Annotated in this window: 28 protein-coding genes; 5 read left to right on the top strand and 23 right to left on the bottom strand. The window is 70.3% G+C overall.

Annotation, left to right across the window (positions count from 1 at the left end; translation table 11 throughout):
• Positions 1-3: 3 nt before the first annotated feature.
• From IPJ78_17810 to IPJ78_17720, 19 genes are all read right to left on the bottom strand, one after another.
• Positions 4-474 (bottom strand): Rrf2 family transcriptional regulator, encoded by a 471-nt coding sequence (locus IPJ78_17810; GenBank protein MBK7908399.1) that lies wholly within the window; start codon positions 472-474, stop codon positions 4-6.
• Positions 475-525: 51 nt separating this feature from the next.
• On the bottom strand, positions 526-1,935 hold the full coding sequence (locus IPJ78_17805; GenBank protein MBK7908398.1) for an aspartate ammonia-lyase: 1,410 nt from the start codon (positions 1,933-1,935) through the stop codon (positions 526-528).
• Positions 1,932-2,693 carry a hypothetical protein gene (locus tag IPJ78_17800; GenBank protein MBK7908397.1) on the bottom strand — a complete coding sequence of 254 codons (762 nt, stop codon included), beginning with the start codon at positions 2,691-2,693 and terminating at the stop codon, positions 1,932-1,934. The genes IPJ78_17805 and IPJ78_17800 overlap by 4 nt, the downstream gene beginning before the upstream one ends.
• Before the next feature lie 101 nt (positions 2,694-2,794).
• Complete coding sequence (locus tag IPJ78_17795; protein MBK7908396.1) at positions 2,795-3,445, bottom strand: MBL fold metallo-hydrolase; 651 nt, start codon at positions 3,443-3,445, stop codon at positions 2,795-2,797.
• Positions 3,445-4,377, bottom strand: a complete 933-nt coding sequence (locus IPJ78_17790; protein ID MBK7908395.1) for an FAD-dependent oxidoreductase — start codon at positions 4,375-4,377, stop codon at positions 3,445-3,447. Before IPJ78_17790 ends, IPJ78_17795 begins: the two co-directional genes overlap by 1 nt.
• Before the next feature lie 188 nt (positions 4,378-4,565).
• Positions 4,566-6,251 (bottom strand): amidohydrolase, encoded by a 1,686-nt coding sequence (locus IPJ78_17785; protein MBK7908394.1) that lies wholly within the window; start codon positions 6,249-6,251, stop codon positions 4,566-4,568.
• A gap of 94 nt (positions 6,252-6,345) precedes the next feature.
• Complete coding sequence (locus IPJ78_17780; GenBank protein ID MBK7908393.1) at positions 6,346-7,122, bottom strand: hypothetical protein; 777 nt, start codon at positions 7,120-7,122, stop codon at positions 6,346-6,348.
• Complete coding sequence (locus tag IPJ78_17775) at positions 7,109-7,837, bottom strand: SDR family oxidoreductase (protein MBK7908392.1); 729 nt, start codon at positions 7,835-7,837, stop codon at positions 7,109-7,111. The genes IPJ78_17780 and IPJ78_17775 overlap by 14 nt, the downstream gene beginning before the upstream one ends.
• Complete coding sequence (locus IPJ78_17770; protein MBK7908391.1) at positions 7,834-8,709, bottom strand: PHP domain-containing protein; 876 nt, start codon at positions 8,707-8,709, stop codon at positions 7,834-7,836. The genes IPJ78_17775 and IPJ78_17770 overlap by 4 nt, the downstream gene beginning before the upstream one ends.
• On the bottom strand, positions 8,706-8,972 hold the full coding sequence (locus IPJ78_17765; protein ID MBK7908390.1) for a hypothetical protein: 267 nt from the start codon (positions 8,970-8,972) through the stop codon (positions 8,706-8,708). The genes IPJ78_17770 and IPJ78_17765 overlap by 4 nt, the downstream gene beginning before the upstream one ends.
• Positions 8,972-9,232 (bottom strand): hypothetical protein, encoded by a 261-nt coding sequence (locus tag IPJ78_17760; GenBank protein ID MBK7908389.1) that lies wholly within the window; start codon positions 9,230-9,232, stop codon positions 8,972-8,974. Before IPJ78_17760 ends, IPJ78_17765 begins: the two co-directional genes overlap by 1 nt.
• The gene (locus IPJ78_17755) at positions 9,233-10,540 is read right to left on the bottom strand and encodes a 2-oxo acid dehydrogenase subunit E2 (GenBank protein ID MBK7908388.1); all 1,308 of its coding nucleotides are present in this window, start codon (positions 10,538-10,540) and stop codon (positions 9,233-9,235) included.
• A 35-nt stretch (positions 10,541-10,575) separates the two neighbouring features.
• Positions 10,576-10,866 carry a hypothetical protein gene (locus IPJ78_17750; protein MBK7908387.1) on the bottom strand — a complete coding sequence of 97 codons (291 nt, stop codon included), beginning with the start codon at positions 10,864-10,866 and terminating at the stop codon, positions 10,576-10,578.
• Between the two features lies 1 nt (position 10,867).
• Positions 10,868-11,845 (bottom strand): alpha-ketoacid dehydrogenase subunit beta, encoded by a 978-nt coding sequence (locus IPJ78_17745; protein MBK7908386.1) that lies wholly within the window; start codon positions 11,843-11,845, stop codon positions 10,868-10,870.
• Positions 11,845-12,933, bottom strand: a complete 1,089-nt coding sequence (locus tag IPJ78_17740) for a thiamine pyrophosphate-dependent dehydrogenase E1 component subunit alpha (GenBank protein MBK7908385.1) — start codon at positions 12,931-12,933, stop codon at positions 11,845-11,847. Before IPJ78_17740 ends, IPJ78_17745 begins: the two co-directional genes overlap by 1 nt.
• A gap of 57 nt (positions 12,934-12,990) precedes the next feature.
• Entirely contained in the window at positions 12,991-13,302 is a 312-nt protein-coding gene (locus IPJ78_17735) for a hypothetical protein (GenBank protein ID MBK7908384.1), read from the bottom strand.
• 93 nt (positions 13,303-13,395) lie between these two features.
• Positions 13,396-13,827 (bottom strand): hypothetical protein, encoded by a 432-nt coding sequence (locus IPJ78_17730; protein MBK7908383.1) that lies wholly within the window; start codon positions 13,825-13,827, stop codon positions 13,396-13,398.
• Between the two features lie 58 nt (positions 13,828-13,885).
• Positions 13,886-14,506 (bottom strand): CDP-alcohol phosphatidyltransferase family protein, encoded by a 621-nt coding sequence (locus IPJ78_17725; protein MBK7908382.1) that lies wholly within the window; start codon positions 14,504-14,506, stop codon positions 13,886-13,888.
• A gap of 11 nt (positions 14,507-14,517) precedes the next feature.
• A complete protein-coding gene (locus IPJ78_17720) occupies positions 14,518-15,828 on the bottom strand; it encodes a DUF1343 domain-containing protein (protein ID MBK7908381.1) in 1,311 nt (436 codons plus the stop codon).
• Here IPJ78_17720 and IPJ78_17715 point away from each other — a divergent pair.
• The 5 genes from IPJ78_17715 to IPJ78_17695 all read left to right on the top strand — a co-directional run bounded on the left by IPJ78_17715 (position 15,820) and on the right by IPJ78_17695 (position 23,282).
• Complete coding sequence (locus IPJ78_17715; GenBank protein ID MBK7908380.1) at positions 15,820-18,732, top strand: serine hydrolase; 2,913 nt, start codon at positions 15,820-15,822, stop codon at positions 18,730-18,732. The genes IPJ78_17720 and IPJ78_17715 overlap by 9 nt on opposite strands.
• Positions 18,733-18,836: 104 nt before the next feature.
• Positions 18,837-19,895 (top strand): acyltransferase, encoded by a 1,059-nt coding sequence (locus IPJ78_17710; protein ID MBK7908379.1) that lies wholly within the window; start codon positions 18,837-18,839, stop codon positions 19,893-19,895.
• Between the two features lie 103 nt (positions 19,896-19,998).
• Positions 19,999-20,346, top strand: a complete 348-nt coding sequence (locus IPJ78_17705; GenBank protein MBK7908378.1) for an iron-sulfur cluster assembly accessory protein — start codon at positions 19,999-20,001, stop codon at positions 20,344-20,346.
• A 33-nt stretch (positions 20,347-20,379) separates the two neighbouring features.
• Positions 20,380-22,341, top strand: a complete 1,962-nt coding sequence (gene nagB, locus IPJ78_17700; GenBank protein ID MBK7908377.1) for a glucosamine-6-phosphate deaminase — start codon at positions 20,380-20,382, stop codon at positions 22,339-22,341.
• Complete coding sequence (locus IPJ78_17695; GenBank protein ID MBK7908376.1) at positions 22,338-23,282, top strand: hypothetical protein; 945 nt, start codon at positions 22,338-22,340, stop codon at positions 23,280-23,282. The genes nagB and IPJ78_17695 overlap by 4 nt, the downstream gene beginning before the upstream one ends.
• A 36-nt stretch (positions 23,283-23,318) precedes the next feature.
• Here IPJ78_17695 and IPJ78_17690 read toward each other — a convergent pair whose 3' ends face one another.
• From IPJ78_17690 to IPJ78_17675, 4 genes are all read right to left on the bottom strand, one after another.
• Positions 23,319-24,827: an amino acid permease gene (locus IPJ78_17690; GenBank protein ID MBK7908375.1), complete on the bottom strand. Its 1,509-nt coding sequence runs from the start codon at positions 24,825-24,827 to the stop codon at positions 23,319-23,321.
• 36 nt (positions 24,828-24,863) lie between these two features.
• Entirely contained in the window at positions 24,864-25,703 is an 840-nt protein-coding gene (locus IPJ78_17685; GenBank protein ID MBK7908374.1) for a hypothetical protein, read from the bottom strand.
• A 115-nt stretch (positions 25,704-25,818) separates the two neighbouring features.
• A complete protein-coding gene (locus tag IPJ78_17680) occupies positions 25,819-26,229 on the bottom strand; it encodes a biopolymer transporter ExbD (protein MBK7908373.1) in 411 nt (136 codons plus the stop codon).
• A gap of 17 nt (positions 26,230-26,246) precedes the next feature.
• Entirely contained in the window at positions 26,247-26,714 is a 468-nt protein-coding gene (locus tag IPJ78_17675) for a biopolymer transporter ExbD (GenBank protein ID MBK7908372.1), read from the bottom strand.
• Between the last annotated feature and the right edge of the window lie 15 nt (positions 26,715-26,729).

Raw genomic sequence — 26,729 nt, 5'->3', positions numbered from 1 at the left:
CGCTCAGGCCTGGAGGACCGGCAAGCCCGCGCGCTCGAGCCCGACGCGCTCCCGGACCTGCGGCTCCGCGTGCAAGAGATCGGAGAGACGCACGCCCTCGAGCACCTCGTCAATCCGCTTCTGCAGCATCATCCAGACCGGGCGGATGCTGCAGTCGCACGATTGCGCACACCGCTCCGAATCGAGTGGATGGGTCTCGCAGTGGAGGTCGAAGGTCACGAGTTCGGCCGCGGTGATGATCTCGCGCACCGTGATCTCGACCGACGGGCGCGCGAGCGCATACCCGCCCTTGGCACCGCGCGTACTCTGGACGATGCCCGCACGACGCAACCGGAGGAGGATCTGCTCGACGTAGTCGCCCGGCAACCGTTCGCGCGCGGCGATGTCGCGACCCGTCACGGGCCCCTCATCGGAGCGACGCGCGAGGTGCAGCGCGCAGATGACGCCGTATTCGGCCCAAGTGGTGATCCGCATCGACTGCAAGATGCCCTCCCCCGCACGATCGGGACAAGGGCGCTCGGAATCTCACCCGTCCGAACCGGGCACCCCGGGCTCGGTGAGGCGGCGCAGGTCCAGGACGCGATCCGCCTCCTCGGCGTTCAGCAGGCCCTCGGTGACGACCAACGCTCGGATCGAGACTCCTTCGGCGACCGACCGCTTGGTGAGCGCCGCGGCCGCGGCGTAGCCGATCCGGGGCGCGAGGGCGGTCGCGAGCGCCGCCGACCGCTCGACCCAGTGGCTGAGCATGGGAGTGTTGGCCTCGATCCCGCGCACGCACCGCTCGTCGAGGATCCTCACGGCGTTGCCCAGGATCTCGATGGCGCTCACGAGGTCGTGCGCGATGACGGGCATCATGACGTTGAGCTCGAGCTGTCCGTGCTCGCAGGCGGCCGCGATGGTGGCATCGTGTCCGATCACCTGGAACACGACCTGGTTCACCATCTCCGGGATGCTCGGATTGACCTTCCCCGGCATGATGCTCGATCCGGGCTGCACCGGAGGGAGCCGGAGTTCGTCGAGCCCGGTCCGAGGCCCGCTCGCGAGCAACCGGAGATCGCTCGCGATCTTGCCGATGTCGAGCGCGAGCGTGCGCCAGGCCGCGCTCACGCCGGCGGCATCCCCCATGCTCTGCATGAGCTGGATGCGATCGGCCCCGAGGCGCACCGGCAGCCTCGTGAGCACGCGCAACTCCTCGACCATACGCTCCGCGTAGACGGGTTCGGCGTTCACCCCCGTCCCGACGGCGGTGCCGCCGATGCCGAGGTCGAGGAGGTAGTCCGCGGCCTCCCGCACGCGCCGGGTCCCGCGCTCGACGGCGCCCGCCCATCCGGCGAACTCCTGGCCGAGCCGGATGGGCATGGCGTCCTGGAGATGCGTCCGTCCCGCCTTGACGAGGTCGTCGAACGCCGCGGCGCGCTCACGGAGCGCGCGCGCGAGTCCATCGACGGCTGCGAGCGCCGGTCCGAGCGCGTCGAGCGCGGCGAGTCGGATCGCCGTGGGGATCACGTCGTTGGTCGACTGCGCCATGTTGACGTGATCGTTCGGGTGCACGGGGGCGTAGGCCCCGCGCGGCGCGCCGAGCGACACATTGGCGAGGTTCGCGAGCACCTCGTTGACGTTCATGTTCAGCGAGGTGCCCGCCCCGGCTTGGAAGACATCGACGACGAACTGGTCGCGATGGGCGCCGGCGAGGATCGCGTCCGCCGCGACGAGGATCGCGTCGGCGCGGGTCGCGTCGAGCCGTCCCGTGCCCCGATGCACGGACGCCGCCGCGCGCTTGATGCGCACGACGGCGTCGATGATGCGGGGATGCGACCGTAGGCCGCTCACCGGGAAGTTCGCGACGGCTCGGGCCGTCTGCGCCCCGTACCAGGCGTCCCCGGGGACCTCTACTAGGCCCAGCGGGTCGTGCTCGAGACGGAGCGCTGGGGTCACTGCACCGTGGTGTTGATCGGCTGAGAGAACGTCGAGAGCAGGGACAGTCTCGTCCGCGCGTCAACCGTCACCTCGCGCGAGCGGATGCGGGTCGCCTTGGTCTGACGCTGTGCGTTCAAGGCATTGATCCACCCTCCGAGGATCGCGGCGGGCACGGTGGCGGCGCCGTCGTCCACGAACGAGCAGAAGACCTGCTCGTTGAGTCCGGTCGTCGAGAACGAGTTCGCGTACCGAAGGGAGAACGTCATCTGGGAGCCCGCGACCGTCGCCGGGGTCCATGTGAGGGACAGTGGCTCGTCCGCGACGGGCACGCCGACGGCACTGTGCGTGAAGGGCTCGGCGGTCCGCACCGAGATTGCGCTCGCGGGGAAGGCGGCGCCCGGGATCGTGATGGTGAGCGTGTCCCCCGGCGTGTACGGGATGCCGCCCGCGTTGGGCGACTGGTAGATGCGCAGGCCGATGTTGGACACCGGGACCAGCGTATCCACCCGGCCGCTCACCGAGGTCAGGAGCCGGTCGCCGGCATCCAGGAACCTGAGGCTCCCATTGATGGTGGTCGAGTTCGGAAAAAACTGGGCGAGAAGGCAGGTGTCGGAAGTGAACGGCTCGTAACTGAGGTCCGTCTCGCCGTAGAACGCCGCCTCGGGACGCATCGTGTAGTTCGCTGCGCCACCGTCGAATGCCGCGGCAGTGATCGCTCCAAAGCGACCGTTCGACGTCTCGAGAGGATCGATGCAGGCCGCGGACAGGGCAGCCACCGCCAACAGGACAGGGATCCGGGAACGCATGGGGGACCAGGGGGTTTCGAGGAGAGTACGCATCAAGATAAGTACCCCACCTGGGCGGGGAGTTGCCACCGTCAGCCGCGGCGCCGTGCGACCCGGGCCGCCCCGGTGAGGAAGGGATTCGCGGCGAGTTCGTCGCCGATGGTCGTGTCGGGACCATGTCCGGGGTGCACGATGAGCGCGGGAGACAGCCCGGCCATCCTCGCGAGGCTCGCTTCCATCGCGTCCGGATCGGCACCCGGCAGGTCGGTGCGCCCGATCGAACCGGCGAAGAGGACGTCGCCGCTGAAGCAGAGCGTGCGCCCGACGAAGGCCACATGTCCCGGGGCATGTCCCGGGAGATGGATCACCTCGAAGGACTCCCCGCCGAACTCGAGCCGCTGCCCCTCGGTGAGGGTGCGATCGGGCGGCGCCGGCTGCTCGAACGGGATGCCGTAGACGCGCGCCGACTTCTCACCCCATGCATAGACGGGAAGGTCGAGCGGGTGCAGGTGGACCGGGACCTCGGGCCAGGCGCGCCGTACGCCCGCGATCCCGCCGATGTGGTCGAGATGCGCATGCGTGAGCCAGACGGCGACGAGTCGCGCGCCCAAGCGCTCGATCTCGGTGCAGAGGCGCGTCGGCTCATCGCCGGGATCCACCAGCACCACCTCTCCGCGCGCCGGGTCGTGGAGGAGCCAGCAGTTCTCCTCGAACGGTCCGACGACGAGGGCGCGGACGTCCATCACGCTGACGGGAGGAGCATCGGCATCGGCTTCGGGACCGGCTGCCCGCTCTTGCGCGCGGTCAGGAACTTCTCGACGGCGATCGCGGCGGTGGTCGCGTCCCCGACGGCGGTGGTCACCTGGCGCGTGAGCTGCGCGCGCACGTCGCCGGCGGCGAAGAGGCCCGGCACCGACGTCATCATGTTGGCGTCGGTGACGATGTAACCCGAAGCGTCATGCTCGATGTGGTCCCTGATGATCCCCGTGTTCGGCTTGAAACCCACGAAGATGAAGATGCCGGTCGCGACGAGGTCCGAGGTCGCCCCGGACCGGGTGTTCCGGATGCGCGCGTGCGTCATGAGGCCATCCTGCCCGACGATCTCGTCGACGACGGTGTCGGTGATGACCTGGATCTTTGGGTTCGCGAACGCGCGCTGCTGCACGAGCTTGGACGCCCGGAAGGTGTCGCGCCGGTGGACGAGATACACCTTCTCGGCGTAGCGCGTGAGGAAGTCGGCCTCCTCGAGCGCGGCGTCGCCGCCGCCGACGACCATGATGGTGTGCCCGCGATAGAACGCGCCGTCACAGATCGCGCAGTACGACACGCCCTTGCCGGCATAGGCGATCTCGCCGGGGACGTCCAGCTTGATCGGCGTGCCGCCGGCGGTCACGATGACGGTCGGCGAGACGAAGAGATCGCCGTTCTCGACGGTCGTCTCGAAGAGCCCGTCGGCCCGCCGGGCCACGGCCTCGACGGGCGTGGAGGTGCGGATCTCGGCCCCGAACTTCTCCGCGTGCGTCTGGAACCTCGTGGCGAGCTCGTGCCCGAGGATGTGCTCGAAGCCGATGTAGTCCTCGATCACCTCGGTGTTGAGCAGCTCGCCCCCGGGGAAGCCACGCTCGAGCACCACGGCCTTCAGCAGGGAGCGGCCGGCATAGAGTCCGGCGCACATGCCGGACGGTCCGGCGCCGATGATCACCACTTCGTATTCGTGCGTCGCCAACGTGCGATCCCCAAGAGTCGGTAGGAAGCCCCAAATGTAACGGGCGGGGTTCGGCCCCAACCACTGGCCACCCCCGCCCGCTCAATCCGCCCGGGCCCCACGCGGTTCCGGCGGCGCCGCGCGAGCCCGCGATCGGCTCAGCGCGAGCGCCCCGCTGCGCGCGCGCGCCGCTGGGCGTTGCCCATCTCCTCGATGTCCGCGAGGAGCTGCTTCGCGTCGTAGATGATGCCGTCCTTGATGGTCCACTTCACGCCGCCGTACGGCTCGACCGTCCCGGTCGCGTCGTTCAGCCGGAACCACCCGGTCCCGTAGAGGACCTTCAGGTTCTGGAACGGGTTCGCATCGACGATCACGAGATCCGCGAGCATCCCTGCCTCGACGACGCCATACTCGATGGGCGTGTTGCGCGGCTGGAAGATCGTCTGCGCTGCGTGGAAGGTCCCCGCCCGGATCGCCTCGCCCGGATAGAACCCGGCCTCCTGCAGCAGTTCGAGCTCCTGGATCGTGGAGAACCCGGGCGTGTTGTAGATGAATCCGGCGTCGGAGCTCGCGGTGACGCGCCCCCCCATGTTCTTGTAGTCATTCAGGAACTGCATCCAGACGCGGTAGAAGTTGCGCCAGGCGACCTCGTCGTCGGTGGTCCAGTCGTAGAAGTACGCCCCGTGATTCGACCGGTCCGAGACGTAGAAGTCCCACTGCGTCGGGATGGTGTACTTCGCGTGCCACGGCGCGTTGACGCGGGCCATGACGTCGCGCCCGGTGAGGTACGTCGTCATCGTCGGGTCGAGCGTCACGTCGCGGGCGAGGAGATCCTTGAGCAGCTGGTTCCACTTCGGACCACGCGGGGTGACGAGGCTCCACTGCCGGGCGACCTGGCCGAACCGCGTCTGCTCGTCGCCGAGGTTGGCGTCGAGGGGCCAGGGTTGGACCTGATGCTCGTCGTACATCGACTCGAAGAGTCCGTAGAAATGCGTCACGGTCTCGAGCCCGAGGCGCGTCGCGACCTCGGCGTTCATCTGGGCGACGCCGCTCTGCTGCAGGTGCGCGGTCGTCCCCAGGCCCTGCTTCTTCGCCTCGTCGAGATACGCCGCCATGAGGTCGGGACGCTCGGCGCCGAGCTTGAGCCCGTCCGCCCCGTTGGCCTTGGCCCAGCGGACCCACTCGCGCGCCTGGTCTGGCGTCCGCGGCACTCCGCGGCCCCACCCGGTGCCGGGGCGCTGGTACACGACGTAGCGCGGCGCGGCGATCTCGTTCGCGGCACTGCGCGCGCGCTCGCGCACCGAATAGTCGAAGCTGGCGAACGGCACACCGCGCACCGTGGTGATACCGTGCGCGAGCCACAGCTTGTTGTAGTACTCGCTCTCGGGGGCCTTCTGCTGCGTCCCCTGGTGCACGTGGAGGTCGACGAGGCCGGGCATGAGGTACATGCCGGTGGCATCGAGCTCGCGCGTCGCGCCGCGCGGGCGCCGAGCGGGGTCGATCGGCACGCGCGGGACCCCGACGCTGACGACCGCGGTGATGCGGTTCCCCTCGACGACGACGTCGACGGGGCCGCGCGGCGCGCTGCCGTAGCCATCGATGAGGTTCACGCCGCGGATGATGAGCCGATCGAACGGCCCTTCCCCTTCGCGCCGACGCGGCGCCGGCGCCGGGTCCTCGCGGCGCTCACTCGCCTGGCGCGCGAGCTGGACCGAGTCGACGGCGGGCGCCGCCGTCGGGCGCCGCTGGCCAGCCTGGCCGCGCACGGCCCCACAGGGCAGGAGCAGCGCGCACGTGACGGCGAGGGTGAGGGAGCGGAGTGATACAGGCGCGAACGAGGCCATGGTCGAAGCGGATGGGAGAAAGGGCGCGGGGAACGTCCCTGTAGTTACAGGCGCCGGGTCGTGATCGCCAGTCGGCCCGCCCGCGGCCTACCCGTCACGCGGGTGCGGCGAGTTCCAGCACCGCGAGGGCGCCATGGCAGTGGGAGACGGTCCCGACCAGGATCTCCGCGCCGCGTCCCTCGGCGACCGACGCGATGAGCGCATCGGCGCGCACGACCGCGGCGACATCGAACATGCCCACGCCGTAGGCGCGATGCGCGCAATGGAACACCGCCGGTCCGTCGATCCGTCGCCCCCGGAGCCGCTCGGTCTCGACGAACGCGACGATCGAGGGCGGGAGGCTCCATGCGCGCGCGCCGCGCGTGTGCGGGCACCGCGCCGGTTCGACGCAGTTGATGGGACACTCCCACGTCGCGAAACTCACGTAGTGCGTCCCGTCCTCGCCAGCGCGCTGCCAGGGCACGTCGAGCGCCCCCGCGAGCGGGGACACCCGGATCCCCCGGCCCGACCAGCGCGCCCGCGCGCGCGCGACGAGCCAATGGCTCATGAGATGCGGCATCAGCGGAGAAGGCACGATGGCATCCGTCGCGACGGCATCGGCGCCCCGCGCGGCCGCGGCCGCGAGGTACTCGTTGAAGAAGAGCGTCCAATCGCGCACGACGAGCGTCACCGCCTCTGCGGGGGAGGCACCGGGCGCATCCGCCGCGATGGCGCACCCCGGATCATGGTCGACGACGAGCAGCCGATCCCACGCGACGGCTCCCGCCGCCCGCGCGCGGCGCAACTGACGCACGTAGTACGACCCGTAGCAGCCGCCGCCCACCACCACGATATCGCCGAACCGCTGCATCGGCCGTTCAGGGCCGGACACGCCGTCCCCCGTCCACATGCAACGTCTCGCCCGTCACGTAGGTGGCGTCGAGCAGGTACGCGACCGCCTGCGCGACGTCATCGGGCGTGCCGAGGCGGCGGAGCGGCGTCTCCGCCGCGAAGCGTTCGGCGACCGCCGCAGGCATCCCGGGCGGTGCGAGCACGAAGCCGGGCGAGACGGCGTTCACGCGCAGGCGCGGCGCGAGCGCCGCGGCCAGGTGGCGCGTGAGCGCGACGATCCCCGCCTTGCTCACGCCGTGCACCACGTGGTCGGGCCACGGTTCATCCGCCATGTGATCCGCGATGTTCACGATGGCCCCGCCATCGCGGAGCACGCCGGCCGCCGCCTGCGCGAGCAGGAAGGGCGCGCGCAGATTGAGCGCGATGATGCGATCGAAGTCCGCGGCGGTGGTCCCGCCGATGGGCGAGCGCTCCATGCCGGCGGCGGAGTTCACGAGCGCGTCGAGCGATCCGAAGTGCGCGACCACGGCCCCGATGAGCTCCGGTGCCGCGTCCGCCTCACGCAGGTCGGCGCGGAAGGCCTCGGCGTCGCCTCCCGCACCGCGGATGGCCTCGACGGTCGCCGCGGCGCCTGCGACCGACGCGCCATGGTGCACGGCGACGCGCCAGCCGTGCGCCCCGAGATGGCGCGCGATCACCTGCCCCACGCGCTGCCCCGCCCCCGTGACGAGGACGACGCCACGCGCGGCGCTCATCCCGCGCGGACCTGCGCGACGCGCGCATCCTGCGCATCGAGCCACGCGAGCGGCACCTGCAGTGCGCCGAGCACACGGCCGCCATGCATCGCCCCATGCCAGTCGGAGCCTCCGCTCGACACGAGGCCGAAGTGCGCGGCGAGCGCGGCGATCCGCTTCATGTCCTCGGCCGAATGGCTGGGGTGTCGGACCTCGAGCCCATCGAGGCCGAGCGGGACGAGCGGCTCGATGCGCTCGCGGCGCCCATCGGGTCCGGGATGGGCCACGATCGCGATGCCCCCCGCCTCGTGGATGAACCGGATCCCCTCGGCGATCTCCAATCGCTCCTTCTCGACATAGCCCGGCCGGCCCGCCGCGAGGTAGCGGTCGAACGCCTCACGGGAGTCCTTCACGAACCCCCCGGCAATGAGCGCCTTCGCCACGTGCGGCCGGCCGAGCGCGCCGTCGCCGGCCGCGACGAGCACCGCGTCCATCGTCACGGGGACGCCGATCGCGTTGAGGCGCGAGACCATCTCCTCGGCGCGGGCGCGCCGATGGTCCCGGTAGCGCTCGAGCCGGTCCTGCAGCGCGGACACGTCGCGGATGTGCAGGCCAAGCAGGTGGACCTCGACGCCATCCTGGTGCACCGACAGCTCCACGCCCGGCACGAGGCGCAGGCCAACGGCATCGGCAGCGCGTTGCGCCTCGGGGATGCCGGCGAGCGTGTCGTGGTCGGTGAGCGCGAAGGCCGCGAGTCCCGCCTGATGCGCGACCGCGACCGCACTCGCCGGCGCGTGCGCACCGTCGGACGCCGTCGAGTGGGCGTGCAGGTCCACGTGCGGGTTCGCGTGGGGCGCCGGCGCCGCGGCCGACGTCCCCGGCTCAGCGGTCACGGCGCGTAGCCGGCCTCAGGCGAGTGCGCGCTCGGCTGCGACAGCGTGAAGAGCCGACGCAGCGCCGCGTCGTCCAGGTCCGCGAGCGACCGCTCACGGGAGCGTGCGCCCGACGGCGAGTAGCGCGTGACACGTACCTCGCGTTCGTCGGCGACACCTTGCACGAAGAGCAGGCCGAACTCGTCGGCGTCATACTGCGTGATGTAGCCGCTGGGATAGACCTTCCAGGTGCGGCCGTCGATCTCGAGCGAGCGGGTCGGCATCAGGCGAGCTCCACGATGGAATAGATTCGGGTCGGATCCAGGACCGGATCCGGGGCGGCCGCATGCGCGGCCTGCAGGGACTTGGCGTCGTTCGCCTCGCAGAACTCCACGAAGGCGCCCGGCAGCGACTGCTCCTCGAACACCCAGTAACGGCACCCCGCACCCGCGAAGTACGCCTCGCGCGCCCGCACCCGGTCGAGCCAGCGGGCGCGATCCGGCGGCGTGACGACCGTGCGATGGATGGTCAGGGAGCGGGCCACTCAGCCGGTGACGTTCTCGAGCGTCTTCTTGAGGTCGGCCATGAATCGGTCGGCGTCCGCGCCGTCCACGACCCGATGGTCGAAGCTGATCGAGAAGTAGGCGCAGGTGCGGATGGCGATGGTGTCCTCGCCGTCGGGTCCGGTGATGACCTTCGGGCGCTTCTCGATGGCGCCCAGGCAGAGGATCGCCGTCGTGCCGACGGGGATGATCGGGGTTCCCATCAGCGAGCCGAAGACGCCGGGGTTCGTGATGGTGAACGTCGCGTCCTGCACATCCATCGGGCTCAGCTTCTTGGACCGGGCGCGCGCGGCGAGGTCGTTCGTGCCGCGCGTGATGCCGGTGAGGTTGAGCCCGTCGGCGTCCTTCAGCACCGGGACGATGAGCCCGGTCGGATCGAGCGCCACGGCGATGCCGATGTTGAAGCGCTTGCGGAGGATCACGTCGGTGCCGCTGACCGTCGCATTCAGCACGGGGTGGCGCCGGAGATTCTCGACCACCGCGCGGATGATGAACGGCAGGTAGGTGAGCTTCTGCCCCGTCTCGGCCTCGAAGGCGGCGCGGGTGTTGGTGCGGATCCGCGCGATGCGCGTGAGGTCGATCTCGAAGAAGCTCGTCACGTGCGCCGCGACCTGCTTCGCCTGCCGCATGTGGTCGGCGGTGAGCTTGCGGATCTTGTTCATCGGCTCGACGACGTCGCCGGGCCAGGGCGCGAAGGTCGGCTCGTGCGCGTGGCCGACCGGGACCGCGACCGAGGCCGGCAGCCCGCCGGGCATCGCGACCGGTGCCGGGGTGCGCGGGCCCTTCTCGAGGTGCTCGACGAGATCCTTCTTGGTCACACGGCCGGCGATGCCGGAGCCCGAGAGACCGCTGATGTCGACGCCCGCGTCCGCCGCCATGCGGCGCACGAGCGGCGAGGACTTGGTGCGGATGCGTTCCTCGAATGAGCCGGCCGCGGCGGCAGGTCGCGCGGGCGCGGCAGGCGCCGACGCGGCGACCGGCGCCACCGATGGGACCGGCGCAGCGGCCGGCGCCGAAGCGGCGGCAGGCGACGCGACGGGCGTCGCGACCGGCGCGATCGACGCTCCCTTCTCGGTCTCGATCCGCGCCACGATCGCATTCACCGGGACCGTGGTCCCCTCATGCACGATGATCTCCGCAAGGACCCCTGCGGTGGGAGCGGGGATCTCCGCGTCAACCTTGTCGGTCGAGATCTCGAAGATCGGCTCGTCGCGCTTGATCTCGTCGCCGACCTTCTTGAGCCACCGCGACAGGGTGCCTTCGGCGATCGACTCGCCCATCTGGGGCATGATGACGTCTACACGGGCCACGGGCGCAACCTCGCTCAGTTCTTGGACTCGGGGGCCGCCGCATCACTCCGCGGCGCGCTCAATAGGGCCGACACGACCAACCACGGCAGGGAGACGAGGCCGAGCAGCGCCCCCACCCCCCAATAATAGTGCCAGTTGCACGTCGGGATGCCGTCGCAGCGGGGGGCGCCGGTCACCTTGGCGACTCCCATCGAGATCAGCACGGCGATCATGCCGCCGGAGAAGGCGCCGATCACGGCCATGAAGCACCCGATGGCGGCGACGCGGGACTTGGCCGGGGCGACCGGCGCGTGGGGCGTGGTCATGCTACCACGCCGCCAGGCGGCGCGCGGCCACCTTGATGTCGTTCACCTGTGGGAGCACGAAGTCCTCCAGCGCGGGCGCATAGGGCAATGGGATGTCGTGCGCCGTCACCCGCAGTACCGGAGCATCAAGGTGCGCGAAGCAGCTCTCGCTGATGCGCGCGGTGATCTCGCCCGCGATCCCGCCCGTCCGGGTGTCCTCATGCACCACGAGCACGCGATTGGTCTTGCGCGTGGTGGCGAAGATTGCCTCGTCATCGAGCGGGGCGAGCGTGCGGAGGTCGATCACCTCGACCGAGAGTCCGTCCTCCGCCTGCAGCTGCTCCGCCGCCTCGAGCGCCTTGTGCACCGTCGCGGCATAGGTGATGATCGAGAGGTCGTTCCCCTCGCGGGCGACGCGGGCCTTGCCGATCGGCACCACATGGTCGCCGGCGGGCATCACGCCCTTGATCCGGCGATAGAGATACTTGTGCTCGAAGAAGAGGACGCAGTCCTCGTCACGGATCGCGGCCTTCATGAGCCCCTTCGCATCCTCGGCAGTGGCCGGATAGACGACCTTGAGCCCCGGCGTGTGGATGAAGCCGGCCTCGGGGTTCTGCGAATGGAACGGGCCGCCGCGCACGTACCCGCCGCTCGGCCCGCGCACGACCATCGGACACGGCAGGAAGGCGCGGTAGCGCGCCGTGGCGACGTAGTTCGTGAGCATGTCGTAGGCGTTCGCGACGAAGTCGATGAACTGCATCTCGACCACCGGACGCATCCCCATGTGGGCCGCCCCCGCCGCCGCCCCCACGATCGCGATCTCCGAGATGGGCGAGTCGATGACACGGGACTCGCCGTACTTCGCCATGAGCCCGTCGGTGACCTTGAACGCGCCACCGAACGCCCCGATGTCCTCCCCCAGCATGAAGACGTTCGCGTCGCGCTGCATCTCCTCGTCGAGGGCCTCGCGGATCGCCTCGAGATACGTGATCTCGGCCATCAGAGCGCCGCTCCCTTCGCGACGTCGTACGTCCCCCAGCCTTCAGCGCGCTCCTTGCCGAGCGTGGAGACGTCCGCGCCCTCGCGATACCAGAGCGGTCGCTCGGCCGGCGGATCGGCGTAGACTCCCACGAGCGCATCGAGCGGCTGCGGGAGCGGCGACGCCTCGGCCACGTCCGTCGCGGCATCGACCTCGGCGATGATGCGCGCGTCGATCGCCTCGAGCGTCGACCGCGGCACCTTCTCGCGATCGAGGAGCACGCGCACGAAGCGGTCGATCGGGTCGTTGTCCGCCGCCCACGCCTCGACCTCCCCCGGCTTCACGTACGACTGGTTGTCGTGCTCCGCGTGCCCCTTGCGACGGAAGGTCATGAACTCGAGGAGCGAGACCCCGCCGCCCGCGCGCGCGCGGTCCACCGCGCGCTTGGTGCAGTCGTAGACCGCGAGCACGTCGTTGCCGTCCACCTGCTCGCCGTACACGCCGTAGCCTATGGCCTTGTCGACGAACTGCTTGGCCGCGGTCTGCTTCTCGGTGGGCGTGGAGTAGGCGTAGCCGTTGTTCTCGATGATCACGACGAGCGGGAGCCGCTGGACCGCGGCGAAGTTGATCCCCTCGTGGAAGGCGCCGGTGCTCGTCGCGCCGTCGCCCACGTAGACGAGGCCGACGCGGTCCTCGCCGCGCATCTTGAAGCTCATCGTCACGCCGGCCATGACCGGGACCATGTCGCCGAGCGGGGAGATCTGGCCGAGGAAGCCGCGCGTCGTCTCGGCCGCGCCGATGTCGCCGAAGTGGATGTTGAGCTCGCGGCCACGCGTGGGCGAATCGCCCTTCGCCATGTACTGCTTGAGGATCTCGACCGGGGTCGCGCCCTTCACGAGCATCGCGCCCATGTTGCGGATGAGCGGCGACATCACGTCGCGGCGTTCGAGCGCGTAGCATGACCCGACCGCATCCGCCTCCTGACCGAGCGAGCGGAAGAGCCCCCCGACGACCTTGGTCTGTCGATAGAGCGCCACCAGCCGCTCCTCGAGCGTGCGGGTGAGGCGCATCCAGTGGTAGAGCTCGAGCTTGCGTTCGAGCGGCAGCATCTCGCCGAGGTGCCGCTCGCTCGGGCCTTCACCGGCCCGGCGCCGTCGACCGCTCATTCAGTACGCCGGGGCGAACTGGTGCCGCGCGTCCACCTGCACATGCAGCTGGACGAAGAACTTCTTCACGTTGCGGTCGAGCCGGCTCTCCCCCATCTGGTCGGTGTGGGCCTCGACGAAGCAGTAGTGCCCGCCCTCCATCCGCACCGACAGTTCCAGCGTGGACGGCACGTCCGGTGCGCCGACGACCCCGGTGAAGGTGCGGCCGCGCGGCGTGGCGCCGGTCTGGCGGAGGCCGATGGTCGGGAAGAAGCTGTCCGCGGTCGCGAGGACCTGGTCGGGGTGGAGCGAGGTGCGGTGGAAGTGGCGCATGGCAGAGGAAGGAAGACGGGGGGCGGAGGGCAGAGGCAGCGGGTGGGACTCAGCGGGAAGGCGGCACTCGATGGGCGCGGGAGCGACGCGCGCTCACTGCCCGGGCGGGGCTTCGTTCCGCACGTGCTGTCGCCAGTCGTGCGTCCGCTGCAGGACCTGCGTCGAGTCGCGGCGGAACTGGATGCCCATCATCCAGTCGCCCGCGGTGACGAACGTGAGCGTGGCGCGATACGTCCCGGCCTCGGGGCCGTACTTGAAGCCGTTCCAGACCGTCTTGCGATCAGCATTCGTCGCGAAGATGCGTCCCTCCCCGTCGACGATCGGTTCCTGCGTCGCCTTGTCCTTCACCACGATCGTGTACGTGATGCGCTCGATCGCCCGCGGCGGGGAGACGTCAGGCCAGACCTTGAACTCGAAGTCGTCGGTCGCGAAGCGCATCACCGACGGGTCGTCGGCCGGGCCGCAGCTCAGCGCGGCCGCCGCGAGGATCGCGAAGGCCAGGAAACGGAGGCGGGTGAGGCTCATGGACGGGCTCCTGGGGTCGAGCGGCCGCCGCGGGAGCCGCGGCGCGCACCAGGTAAACCTAGCGGAGCGCCGTCGCGCGGGCGACGTGCCGGACCCGCTGCGCGAAGGTGACGACCGCGGTCACGGCCAGGAGGATGACGACCCCGTCCATGACCCACCCCCCGAGGTCGCGGCCGAAGAACGCCTGGGGGGCCGCGAGGAGCGTGATCCGCTCCGGCCGCTCCATCCACCCCACCCCCTTCATGTCGACCCCGATGAGGTCGGCGCGCGACCGCGTGTACGACGTCAGGAAGGTCGCGACCAGCGCCACGAAGGCCACCGCGAGCATGGGGTCGGCGCGCGGCACCGCGTGCCAAGCATAGAACAGCATGAGCCCCCCCAGGAGCGCCCCGTCGGCGACCCGGTCGAGCGTCGCGTCGTAGAACGAACCGAAGGCGGTCGCCGTCCCGGTCCGCCGCGCCACGGCGCCGTCCACCACGTCGAAGAACGCGAGGATCCCGAGCGTCCACCCCCCCGTGCGGATCCAACCGGCCGCGAAGAGCACCCCCACCCCCACCGCGCTCACCGTGCCGAGTGAGGTGATGGTGTTGGGACTGATCCGTCGGGCGACGCACCAGGCGATCAAGGGCTCGATGAGCCGCAGGTACCCGTCGCGGATCGCATGCCAGAGCCGCAGCAAGCCGCCCCAGCTCAGTAGAGCAGGTACGGCTTCACGCGCCGCTGGAACGCCACGATCGACGGCTGGGCCCGGTCGATCACCTCATCGGGATCCTCGCCACGCACCAGCGCCTCACGCGCCGCGGTCGCCCCGAGGCGCAGGTCGACCGTGCGCGCCGTCAACCGCAACGAATCCGGGTGGGCCTTCTGCATCGCCCACAGCAGTGCCGTTCCGACGCGGGCGACCTGGACCCGGTCGCGGTCCTCGACGACGATGCGCACCCCGGGGATCTCCTTCCCGGCGAACTTCGCGTCGCCCGGCCGGACCGGCGTGAACCGTTCGGCGACGAAGCGGACGCCGCTCAGGCCTCGCTCCTCGAGCATCGCCGCGACCTTGCGTGCATCGAGCCAGCTGGCCCCCAGTCGCTGGAACGGCAGGTCGGTCCCTCGGCCCACCGAGAGGTTGGACCCTTCGAAGGGCACGAGGGCGGGATACACGATAGCGCTGGTGAGCGACGTCATGGACGGAGACGGGGTCGTCCACGGCATGCCGGTCTCGTCCCACCACATGCTGCGGCGATAGCCCCCCATCGCGACCACGGTGAGTTGGACCGGGATCTTCAGCTCGGCCGCGAACCACCGCGCCATCTCGCCCATCGTCATACCGTGCCGCAGCGGCGCGGGATATAATGCGTAGGCCTGACCGCGCCGTTGCGGCGTCGGATCCTCGGGGTTGGCGAGGGCCGAGTCGAGCAGGAGCCCCTCGGTGCGGCCGCCAAGCGGATTGGGGCGATCGAGCACCACGAACGGGATGCCGACCCGCGCGGCAGCCCGCATCGCATAGACCATCACTCCCACGTAGGTCCACGTGCGCGTGCCGATGTCCTGCAGGTCGAAGACGAGCCCGTCGAGGTCGCGCAGGAGGCTGTCGGGCGGCCCGACGGTCCCGCTGAGGTACAGCGAGTGGACCATGAGCCCGGACCTCGTGTCGCGCATGTCCGGGAGGTTCTCCACGTCCTGGTCGCCGCGGATGCCATGCTCGGGCGAGAAGAGCCGGACGAGGCTCACGTTCGCGCGCTTGGCGCGCGGATCGGCCTGCAGCAGGTCCACGAGCGACTGGCCCTTGGCGTCGACCCCCGTATGGTTCGTGATGAGCGCGATCCGGCGACCGGCGATCACCTGGAGCGAGTCCTCCAGCAGCACCGTCATCCCCGGCCGGAAGGCCGGCCGGTCGGGGGCGCGTCGCCCCTCCTGTGCCCGCGGTGGCGTGGCGCACGCCACGCTCGTCAACAGCCACAGCGCGCCGATCCACGCTCCCCTTCCCCTCAGGGCCTGATGTCGCACTCGTCGCACCTCCGTCTGGCCGGCATCGCCGGCACGTTCGCCCTGCTCTCGTGCGCCGCGCCCGCGTCGCCCGGCACCCTCGCACCGACGCCCGGCCCCGTGGCCCTGCGCGGTGTCACGGTCCCCCTCACCGGTCCCCTCCCCGCCGCCGCTTCGCGGTGGATCGACGAGACGGTGGCCAAGATGCCGCTCCACGAGCGGATCGGACAGATGGTGATGATCTGGGTCCTCGGGGATTATACGAGCACGACGGACTCCTCGTTCGCCTGGGCGATCGACCGCATCCGGCTCGACCACGTCGGCGGGGTCGTGATGTCGCTCGGCTCGCCCATCGAGGTCGCGGCCAAGGTGAATGCGATGCAGGCGCGCGCATCGCTCCCGCTGCTCGTGGCGTCGGACGTCGAACCCGGCCTGGGCCGGCTCGAGGGCGGGACCTTCACGCCGGGCCTCCTCCGCGGCGGCGATGCCACGGTCCTGCCGAACAACATGGCGATCGGCGCGACGGGCGACGTCGAACTCGCGCGCGCCGCCGGTCGCATCACCGGGCTCGAGGCGCGCGCGATCGGGCTCCACGTCGCGTTCGGCCCCGCCGTCGACGTGAACAACAACCCGTCCAACCCGGTCATCAACGTGCGGTCGTTCGGCGAGGAGCCACGGGCCGTCGCCGCGATGGGGGCCGCGTTCGTGGAGGGCGTGCAGTCGGCGGGCGTGGCCGCGACGATCAAGCACTTCCCCGGCCACGGCGACACCGACACCGATTCGCATCTCGCGCTCCCCGTCGTCTCCGCCTCCCGCGCGCGCATGGACACGCTCGAGTTGCTCCCGTTCCGAACGGCCATCGCCGCGGGGGCCGCGGCCGTCATGAGCGCCCACATCGCGCTGCCCGCGGTCTCGCATGACAGCACGCCCGCCACGCTCGTCCCGGCGGTGATGCAGGACCTGCTGCGCGACACCCTCGGATTCCGCGGCATGACCTTCACCGACGCGATGGACATGCGCGGCGTGGGCGCGGGCTACGGCGTCGAGGAGAGTTCGGTCAAGGCCGTGCTCGCGGGCGCTGACGTGCTCCTCATGCCCGGTGACATCCCCGCCGCGATCTCGGCCGTGGCCGCCGCGGTCGAGCGCGGCGAGATCCCGCCCGCCCGCATCGAGGCGTCGGTACGCCGGCTTCTCGAGTGGAAGCTCCGCACCGGCGCGATCCAGCGCCCGTTCGTCGACCTCGATTCCTTGCGGGTGATCGTCGGCAGCGACGCGCATCGCCAGACCGCGCAGGCGATCGCCGACCGTGCCGTCACGCTCCTGCGCAATGACGAGGGCCAGGTACCGCTCGTCCCCGGCCCGCGCACCGCGATCATCACCTTCGCGAGCGAGTCGGACGTGAGTGCCGGGCGGACCTTCGGCAATGAGTTGCGCGCACTGCTCCCCGACTCGCGCGTGCTCCGCATCGCGCCGACCACGCCGCGGGCCCGGCTCGACTCGCTCCTCCGCCCGGCCGACCGCGTCGTGCTCGCGACCTTCGTGCGCACCATCGAGGGCGAGGGACGCTTCGCGATCGGCGAGCACGTCGCCCGCTGGGTCGACTCGGTGGCGCTCACGCGGCCGGTGACCGTCGTGGCGTTCTCCAATCCCTACATCATCCGCGAGTTCGGGTGGGTCTCGGGCTACGTCGCGGCCTTCGGGCGCGGCGACGCCATGGAGCGGGCCGCCGCGCGGGCCCTCGCGGGACGGATCCCCTTCCAGGGCCACGCGCCCATCTCGCTGCCCGGCTTCTTCCGCGCGGGCGACGGCCTCGCGATCACACGGCCCGCGGCGCCGGCATCGCTCGAGGATTCGCTGCGCACCCTCCTCTCGCGCGGCGTCCGCGATTCGGTCTTCCCCGGCGCGATCGCGATCGTCGGCGACCGCAATGGCATCGTCACCCAGGTGAGCGCCGGCCGCATCGACTGGGCCGCCGACGCGCCGGCCCCGGACCTGCACACGATCTGGGACCTCGCGTCACTCACGAAGGTCGTCGGCATGACCACCGCGATGATGCAGCTCTCCGAGCAGGGGAAGGTCGTGCTCGATGCGCCGGTACAGCGCTACCTCCCGGAATGGACCGGCCGCTGGAAGGAGCGTGTGACCGTCCGCCACCTCCTCACGCACTCGGCGGGCCTTCCGGCCTTCAAGCAACTCTGGAAGATGACCGGCACCGCCGATTCGGCGCGGGCCATCCTCATGAACACGGCGCTCGACACCATGCCCGGCGCCCGGATGGTCTATTCCGACATCGGCGCGATCCTGCTCGGGTGGATCATCGAACGGGTCAGCGGCCAGGCCCTCGACGCCTATCTCGCGGAGCGGGTCTTCACGCCGCTCGGCATGACGGAGACACGGTACCTGCCGCCCGCCGAGTGGCGTGCCCGCATCGCCCCTACGGAACGTGATCCGTGGCGCGGACGGCACCTGCGCGGCGAGGTGCACGACGAGAACGCCTACTTCCTCGAGCGCCCGGTCGCGCATGCGGGGCTCTTCAGCTCGGCACACGACCTCGCCCGCTTCGCGCGCGCGCTGCTCAACGAGGGCACCCTCGACGGCACGCGGATCGTGCGCGCCGAGACGGTCCGCGACTTCACGCGCGTACAGAACGTGCAGCTGTCCAATCGTGCGCTGGGGTGGGAGACGCCGAATGGCACCAACTCCGCCGGGCGCCTCATGAAGCGGCCGGCGTACGGCCACACCGGCTTCACGGGCACCTCCATCTGGATCGACCCGCCGAACGGTCGCTTCGTCATCCTGCTGACCAACCGGGTGAACCCGACGCGCGAGAACTCGCGGATCGGCCCCATCCGGACGGCCGTCGGCGATCTCGTCACCACCGCGCCGCTCGGACCGTCGGGCGCGGTGCGCGGCTCACCGCCCTGAGCGCGCCCGTCCGCGCGGACGGGCGCGACGGGGCGTCCGCCGTCGGCGCCGCGCTCGCGCACGCCCGTCCGCTCACCGCGCTGCGATTCCTCGCCGCGCTCTGGGTGCTGCTGCACCACGCCCTGCCGCAGGGCGACGCGACCTCGTTCACCGCGGCGCTCGGCGGCAGCGGATGGCTCGGCGTCTCCCTCTTCTTCGTCCTCTCCGGGTTCCTGCTGACGGTGCGCTATGCGCCCAACGGCGCACTGCGCGGGACGCCGCGCACCTTCCTGCTCGAGCGGGTCGCCCGCCTCGCGCCGACGTATCTCCTGGCGCTGCTCTTCGCGGCCGCGCTCTTCACCCGGGATGCGCACGTGCAGGGACTCGCCGCCGGGCACGTGACCGCGATCGTCTCGTCGGTGCTCACGGTGCAGCAGGCGTGGCGCCCCGAGACGGCGTGCCAGTGGAACTGCCCGGCCTGGTCGCTCTCGGTCGAGGCGTGGTTCTATCTCGCGTTCCCGCTCGTCATCGCCGGGCTCGGGGCGTGGCTCCTGCGCGGGCCCGCGCGCGCTGCGATGCGCCGCGGTGCGATGCTCCTCGTGGTATCGCTCCTCGCCTCCGCGCTGATCTTCCCGAATGGCGAGCGGTTCGGTGGCAGCTGGCCGGTACCCGTCTACTCGCTCTCCCCGCTCGCGCGGTGGCCGGAGTTCCTGGCCGGGATCGGACTGGCGGCGGTGCTCCGCGATTGGCGCCCCCCCACGCGGGCACCGGGGCTCTTCCTGCTCGCCGTCGGACTCGGCTGGCTCGCTCTCGCCGTCAGCGCGCGCGGCTTCGTCGCGGCGAATGGGCTCCATCTGCTGCCGGTCGCGTTGCCCGGGTTCGTGCTCGTGGTCGGCGCCTGCTGGGGCCTGCGCGAGCATGCGGGGCTTGGCCTGCATTCGGCCACCCTCGTGCTGCTCGGCGAAGCGAGCTACGCGCTCTATCTGTTCCATGCGCCCCTGCACGGGTACCTGCTCGCCGCGACGAACCGGCTGGTGGGGAGAGGGTATGATGCTTCGTGGCCGCTCTTCGCCGCCTATCTGGCCGTCGCGGTGCTTCTGGCGGTGGGGATCCACCGGGCGTTCGAGCTGCCGTGGCGCCGTCGACTCCGGATACGGTTCGGACTGTCAGGCCGGACTGACTGACGGTACCGACTTGTCGGCGGAACCCCGAAGCCTATATTCAGGATTAGTACGGACACGCCGCACCCGCGGCCCAGATCCCACTTCGGAGGGACCCATGAGCACGATGAATACGCCCGAGGTCGCGGTCACCATCACGTCGGCCGCCACGACCGAAGTCCAGAAGTTCATGACGGCGGAGAACGTCGCCCCAGAGGTCGGCGGGCTCCGCGTGAGCGTGCAGCCCGGCGGTTGCTCGGGCTTCAAGTACAGCCTGCTCATCGAGGACAAGCCCGCCGAGGACGACACGATCCTGCCGCAGGGTGGGTTCAACGTCTTCGTCGACCCGTTCTCGATGCAGTACCTGAATGGCGTCATCATCGACTACGTGACTTCGATGCAGGGCTCCGGCTTCACCTTCAAGAACCCGAACGCGACCGGCGGCTGCGGCTGCGGCAGCAGCTTCTCGGCCTGACCCTGCGATGCGCCTGATGGCGCCGGTACTGACATGACCGGGCACCACCACTCCGAGGCTCGCGGCTCCCATGAGGACCGCGAGCCTCGCGCCATTCCGATCGCCGAGGCGCGGGAACGCATCCGCACCCGCATCTTCGACACGCCGCCGGCGCTCGCCCGCGCCGTGGCCGAACGCATCGCCGCGGCCATCCGCCGCGCCAACGCCGGGGGTCGGCGTGCGGTACTCGGCCTCGCCACGGGCTCCACGCCCATCGGTGTGTATCGGGAACTCGTGCGGATGCACCGCGAAGAGGGGCTCAGCTTCGTGCAGGTCGAGACGTTCAATCTCGATGAGTACCTGCCGATGCACCCGGAGAGCCCGCATTCGTACCACCGCTTCATGTGGACGCACCTCTTCTCGCAGGTGGATATCGCGCCGGAACGGGTGCACATCCTCGACGGCACGCTCACCGGCGACGCGGTCGCCGCGCACTGCGCGGCCTTCGAGGCGGCGATCGCCGCGGCCGGCGGCATCGACTTCCAGCTGCTGGGCATCGGCAAGACGGGACACATCGGCTTCAACGAGCCGGGCTCGGGGCTCGAGAGCCGCACGCGCCGCGTGCATCTGGACCGCGTCACGCGGCGTGACGCCGCGAGCGGTTTCTTCAGCGAGAAGAACGTCCCGCGCGAGGCGCTCACGATGGGCATCGCGACGATCCTCGCCGCGCGCGAGATCGCGATCCTCGCCACCGGCGAGCACAAGTCGGCGATCGTCCGACGGGCGGTGGAAGGGGAGGTCGACCACGGCGTGCCGGCGACGTTCCTGCAGCGGCATCCCGACGCGACGTTCTATTGCGACGGCGCGGCCGCGGCGGAGCTGACGCGCGTCGCGACGCCCTGGCTGGTGGACGAGGTGCAGTGGACGGATGCCCTCGAGATCCGCGCCGCGATCTGGCTCTCCGGGGTGACCGGCCGTGCGGTGCTCAAGCTCTCCGAGACGGACTACGAGGAGCATCATCTCTCCGGCCTCGTCGCGCGACACGGTGAGGCCGGCGACGTGAACGGCAAGGTCTTCCGTGCGCTCAGCGAGCGGATCCGCGGGCGCGCGAAGCTGCCGCACCATGCCCGCATCGTCTGCTTCTCGCCGCACCCCGACGACGACGTGATCTCGATGGGCGGCATCCTGCGCAAGCTCATCCAGAACGACAACGAGATCACCGTCGCGTACATGACGAGCGGGAACATCGCCGTGTTCGATCACGACGTGCGCCGACACCTCGACGTCGTGATGCGGGTGGCGCGGGAGCGCGGCTTCGCCGAGGGGAAGCTCCAGGCCTACACCGACCGGGTGCTCGAAGCGATGGACGCGAAGCAGCCGGGCGAGATCGACCCGCCCGAGGTGGCCGACCTGAAGCGCATCATCCGCGAGTCCGAGGCCGTCTCCGGCATCGAGACGCTCGGCCTCGACGGCTCGCACGGCCGATTCCTCGACCTCCCCTTCTACCGCACCGGGACCATCGAGAAGAAGCCGGTGGGTCCCGAGGATGTGGCGATCGTGAAGGCGCTCCTCGAGGAGAAGCGTCCGCACTACATCTTCGTCGCCGGCGACCTGAGCGACCCGCACGGCACGCATCGCGTCTGCAAGGACGCGATCGACGCGGCGGTCGCCCAGCTCCACCCCGTCCGCACGCATGGGGCGCAGGAGCCGCCGCCCGAGTACATCGAGCGGACCGGCGGCGCCTGGACCCCCGAGGTATGGCTCTATCGCGGGGCCTGGCAGGAATGGCCCGTCTCCGAGGCGACCTGGCTCGTCCCGCTCTCGCGGGAGGAGCTGCGCCTCAAGATCCAGGCGATCTTCAAGCACCAGTCGCAGAAGGACTCCGCCCCCTTCCCCGGCCAGGACGAGCGCGAGTTCTGGCAGCGTGTGGAGCAGCGGAACACGGGCACCGCCGACCTGCTGGACCGGCTCGGGCTGGCCGAGTACAATGCCATCGAAGCGTACGTCGTCGATTGACCCCCTCCCGTGAGCTCATGTCGCATCTCGTCGTCGGTGTGGATGGTGGTGGCAGCAAGACCCAGGTGATCGTGGCCGACGGCCGCGGCAAGGAACTCGCGACCCTCACGGGGGCCGGGAGCGCCATCCGCCCGGGTGAAGCGCTGCATTCCGCCGAGGTCATCGGCGCGCTGGTCCGTGACACGCTGGCCACCGCCGAGCGCGAGGAGCGGCCCCGCGTGCTGGTGGTGGGCGTCGCCGGCGCCGGGCGAGAGAAGGAGCGGAAGAACCTGCTCCGCGCGCTCGAGGGCGAAGGCATCGCCGATGAGGTGGTGGTCACCACCGACGGCGAGATCGCCCTGGAGGACGCGTTCGGCGAAGGGGCCGGCATCCTGCTCATCTCGGGTACGGGATCGGTGGCGTACGGCCGTGGTCCCACCGGGACGCTGCTGCGGGCCGGCGGCTGGGGCCCGACCTGCGGCGACGAAGGGAGCGGCGCCTGGATCGGCCGCCGCGCGCTCAGCGTCCTCACCGCGTCGCACGATGGGCGCGAGCCAGAGACGCGCCTCGTCGGCGCGGTGCTGACCGCGCTGCAACTCGACGAGGTCGATGACCTCATCGCATGGGCCGCGGCCGCAACGCCGAAGGATCTGGCCGCCCTCGCGGTCCCGGTGGTCGCGCTCGCCGCCGAGCGTGACCTGCGCGCGAACTCCATCTGCACGATCGCGGCCGAGGAGCTCGTGCTCCACGTGCGCACGCTGGCGCGTCAGCTCTTCGTCGATGAGCGCGCGGCGGTCCCGGTGGCGCTCGCAGGCGGGATGCTCAGGCGCGGGTCGTTCCTCCGTCGCCTCGTCGAGCACCGCCTGAAGACGGCGGTGCCGGGGTCGCACCTGCACGGCGAGGAGGTCGTCGCCGCGCGCGGTGCGGTGAAGCTGGCCCGGCGGGCACTGGTCAACGCCTGAGCCATCGCGGCCCTGGTCTCGACCAGGGCCGCAGCCTCACTCCGCGCCGAAGTCGTGCGGCGGGAGCCCGCGGCGCAGGCGCGAGTTCTTCCAGCCATAGACGGCGTACAGCACCAGGCCGACCACGAGCCAGACGCCGAAGCCCTTCCAGGCGTTCATCGGCAGGCCGACCATCACGAAGATGCAGGCGAGCAACCCCGCAGGAGCGACGATCCAGACGAACGGCACGCGGAAGGGACGCGGCCGATTCGGGTCCTTGATCCGCAGCATGAGCACACCGCCGCAGACGAGCACGAACGCGAAGAGTGTGCCGATGTTCGTCAGGTCGTACGTTGCGACGTCGTCGGCGACGAGTGCCGCGAGCGCCACGAGCACGCCGGTGATGATCGTCGTCACGTGCGGCGTCCGGTACTTCTTGTGGATCTTGGCGGCGCCCTCGGGGAGCAGGCCGTCGCGCGCCATGGCGTAGAAGATGCGCGGCTGGCCGTACTGGAACACGAGCAGCACGGCCGACATCGAGACGACGGCCCCGGCCGAGATGATCCACTCGAACCGCTGCAACCCGGCGACGTCGAAGGCGTGCGCGAGCGGATCCGACGAGGCGAGCTGCTGGTAGGGTACGAGGCCGGTGGCGACCGCGCCGACGATCACATAGATGAGGGTGCAGATGCCGAGGCCCCAGAGGAGCCCGCGGGGCATGGTCCGCTGCGGGTCCTTCACCTCCTCCGCCGCCGTGGAGATGGCGTCGAAGCCGATGTAGGCGAAGAAGACGATCGCCGCGCCCTGGTGGATGCCCCGGAAGCCGTTGGGCGCGAACGGCGTGTAGTTCGCCGTGTCGATGTGCTGCGAGCCGACGATCACGAACAGCGCCAGCACGAGCAGCTTGATGCCGACCATGATCGCATTCGCGCGGGCGCTCTCGCGCACGCCGATCACGAGCAGCCAGGTGATCAGCATGACGATCACGAAGGCCGGGACGTTCACGAGGATCGGGATGCCGGCGAGCCGCGGCGCGGTGTCGAGGAGGCCGTGGATCTCCGGGTTGCTGCTCGCCGCGACCTGCCAGTAGCCGTGCGTGAGCCAGCCGGGCAGCTCCACGAACGGCGAGATGAGCGAGTTGAAGTAACCGCTCCACGAGATCGCGACGGCGACGTTGCCGACGGCGTACTCGAGGATGAGGTCCCAGCCGATGATCCAGGCGACGAGTTCGCCGAAGGAGGCGTAGCTGTACGCGTAGGCCGAACCGGCCTGGGGGATCATCGCCGCGAGTTCGGCATAGCAGAGCGCGGCGAGGGTGCAGACCGCGCCGAGCAGCAGGAAGGAGAAGATCAGCGCGGGTCCCGCGCCATAGCGCAGGATCTCGCCGTTCGGGCCGATCGAACCGGCCGCGGCGGTCCCCAGCGTGGAGAAGATGCCGGCACCGATGACCGCGCCGATGGAGAGCGCGATGAGGTCCTTGGTGCCGAGGGTGCGCTGCATCCCCTTGCCTTCGTGCCCTTCGGGGACGGCGTCAGCGATCGGCTTGCGAGCCCAGAGCGAATTCATCCGGGGAAGCTACGCGCCCCCGGTTCGCCGGACCAGTCAGCGCGCGGAGGCTTGGATCGATACGGTGTCGCGCACCGGCGTGCCATCCGGCCGCACGGCGGGACGGAACCGGACCGACGCGAGCATCTCGCGGATCTTCTTGTTGTATCCGCTGTCGCGCGACGGATTGAAGGCGATGAGCCTGCCAACGCCGCGTTCGTCCACCTCGAACACGGCGACCATATCGTATGGCTTGACCTTGTTCGGCACGGGGATCGGCAGGATGGCGAGATCGGTCACGCGGGCCGGTGAGATCTCACCCGGCCCACCACCGGTGCCAGGCCCCACCCCGGACCCGCGCCCCGTTCCGACGCCGGACCCGACGCCACCACCACTCCCCGGCCCGTTGCCACCACTGCCATCGTGGCCCGTACCACCGCCCGCGCCTGGGGTCGGGGTGGTCGGGCCACTGGAGGGCGTCTCCGCCGGCTGCGGGGTCGGTGTGGGCGGCGTTGGCGTCGGGTCCGGCTGCTTGGTCGGCTCCGGCGGCTTCGGCGGCGGTGGGACGACGGGCGGGATCGCGGACGGGGAGACCTTCGGAATGGGCGCCACCTGGAGATATCGAAGCTTCTCCGGCTTGATCTCCTCGCCGCCGGTCCCGCCACGCCCCCCACCGCCACCGCCGGCCGGACCGGGACCGCCGCCGCCCGTGGTCTCGTCGAACACGACCGACGTGGCGATGATCGGAGGGAGGACCAGCAGCACCACGATCAGCAGATGGAAGAGCGTCGACAAGACGAGCCCCGCACGCCCGCGCGGGTCACGGTCCGGGATCCCGTGGAGGGGCCGGATCGGGCGCTTGGGGAAGCCAGCGGGCGTGAGGTCGGTGGTGCTCATCTGGGAATGAAAGGGGCGAACGGGTCGGCGCGTTCCCGAGTCAGGCTCCTGAAGTAATACGGCGGACGAGCCTGGAAAGGTTCGTCCGCCGTATCTGCCCCGGGGACCGAGGCGCTTACTGCGTGTCCTTCGGCGTGACGCCGATGACCTTGACGCCCGAACCACGGGCGACGTCCATCGCGAAGATCACGTCCTGGTACTGCACGGACGGATGCCCCTTGATGAACATGATCTTCTCCGGCCGCGGGTCATAGACCTCCTTGAGCCGCGCACCGAGGCCTTCCTTCTTGACCGAGTCACGGTTGACCGCGAACCAGCCGTCGGGCAGGACCTCGAGCACGATCTGGTCGGAGGCGTTGTTCGCCGTGACCACCGCCGGCTGCGGATCGGGCAGCTGGAGGTCGATCGCCTTGCGCATCATGGGCTGCATGATCATGAAGATGATCAGCAGCACGAGCATGATGTCGATCATCGGCACGACGTTCGGCTCGTTGTTCAGCCCACCGTGGTCATTTCCTACGCTCATTCCCATGGTCGGCTCCCTTACGGCGTCTTGGTGGGTTGCTTGATCTCGTCACCCGCCACCGAGGATTCGGTCCCTGGCGTCTGGTCCGTGATCGCGGCGACCACGCGGACGCCATTCTTCGAGGCGATGTCCATCGCGTCGAGGATCTTCCCGTACTCGAGGCCCTTGTCGGCCTTGAGGTAGAGGATCTGGTCGACCGTCCGGACGGTGTAGATGTTCTTCAGGGCATCACCCAGCGTCTCGTTGGCGATCGGCTGCTTGTTCAGGAAGTACTGCCCGAACTTGTCGATGCCGAGGATCTGATCCTCGTCGGCCTCGGGGTGCGCCTTCAGGTTGATGCCCGAGGGCGGCTCGGCGGTGAAGCCCGTCGCGACCGCCGGCGTCACCACCATGAAGATGATGAGGAGCACCAGCATCACGTCGATCATGGGGACGACGTTCGGCTCTGCCTTGACGCCGCCCCCGGCGTTGACTGACATACCCATCGCGAATCCCTCCTG

It is taken from the genome of Gemmatimonadota bacterium (assembly GCA_016714015.1).
Classification (GTDB): Bacteria; Gemmatimonadota; Gemmatimonadetes; order Gemmatimonadales; family Gemmatimonadaceae; genus Pseudogemmatithrix.
This window is presented reverse-complemented; position numbering and strand designations above follow the sequence as displayed.

Bases quoted from the DNA above. Each gene is read 5' to 3' on its own strand.
- IPJ78_17740 (MBK7908385.1), bottom strand. From the start codon at position 12,933: ATGCTGCCGCTCGAACGCAAGCTCGAGCTCTACCACTGGATGCGCCTC.
- IPJ78_17735 (MBK7908384.1), bottom strand. From the start codon at position 13,302: ATGCGCCACTTCCACCGCACCTCGCTCCACCCCGACCAGGTCCTCGCG.
- IPJ78_17685 (MBK7908374.1), bottom strand. From the start codon at position 25,703: ATGAGCACCACCGACCTCACGCCCGCTGGCTTCCCCAAGCGCCCGATC.
- IPJ78_17675 (MBK7908372.1), bottom strand. From the start codon at position 26,714: ATGGGTATGTCAGTCAACGCCGGGGGCGGCGTCAAGGCAGAGCCGAAC.
- IPJ78_17810 (MBK7908399.1), bottom strand. From the start codon at position 474: ATGCGGATCACCACTTGGGCCGAATACGGCGTCATCTGCGCGCTGCAC.
- nagB (MBK7908377.1), top strand. From the start codon at position 20,380: ATGACCGGGCACCACCACTCCGAGGCTCGCGGCTCCCATGAGGACCGC.
- IPJ78_17775 (MBK7908392.1), bottom strand. From the start codon at position 7,837: ATGAGCGCCGCGCGTGGCGTCGTCCTCGTCACGGGGGCGGGGCAGCGC.
- IPJ78_17790 (MBK7908395.1), bottom strand. From the start codon at position 4,377: ATGTGCGCCGGACTCTATGCCGGCCGCTCCCTGCTGAAGGCCGTGGTG.
- IPJ78_17765 (MBK7908390.1), bottom strand. From the start codon at position 8,972: ATGCCGACCCGCTCGCTCGAGATCGACGGCCGCACCTGGAAGGTCTAT.
- IPJ78_17705 (MBK7908378.1), top strand. From the start codon at position 19,999: ATGAATACGCCCGAGGTCGCGGTCACCATCACGTCGGCCGCCACGACC.
- IPJ78_17715 (MBK7908380.1), top strand. From the start codon at position 15,820: ATGTCGCACTCGTCGCACCTCCGTCTGGCCGGCATCGCCGGCACGTTC.
- IPJ78_17750 (MBK7908387.1), bottom strand. From the start codon at position 10,866: ATGACCACGCCCCACGCGCCGGTCGCCCCGGCCAAGTCCCGCGTCGCC.
- IPJ78_17785 (MBK7908394.1), bottom strand. From the start codon at position 6,251: ATGGCCTCGTTCGCGCCTGTATCACTCCGCTCCCTCACCCTCGCCGTC.
- IPJ78_17795 (MBK7908396.1), bottom strand. From the start codon at position 3,445: ATGGACGTCCGCGCCCTCGTCGTCGGACCGTTCGAGGAGAACTGCTGG.
- IPJ78_17690 (MBK7908375.1), bottom strand. From the start codon at position 24,827: ATGAATTCGCTCTGGGCTCGCAAGCCGATCGCTGACGCCGTCCCCGAA.
- IPJ78_17755 (MBK7908388.1), bottom strand. From the start codon at position 10,540: ATGCCCCAGATGGGCGAGTCGATCGCCGAAGGCACCCTGTCGCGGTGG.
- IPJ78_17680 (MBK7908373.1), bottom strand. From the start codon at position 26,229: ATGAGCGTAGGAAATGACCACGGTGGGCTGAACAACGAGCCGAACGTC.
- IPJ78_17730 (MBK7908383.1), bottom strand. From the start codon at position 13,827: ATGAGCCTCACCCGCCTCCGTTTCCTGGCCTTCGCGATCCTCGCGGCG.
- IPJ78_17745 (MBK7908386.1), bottom strand. From the start codon at position 11,845: ATGGCCGAGATCACGTATCTCGAGGCGATCCGCGAGGCCCTCGACGAG.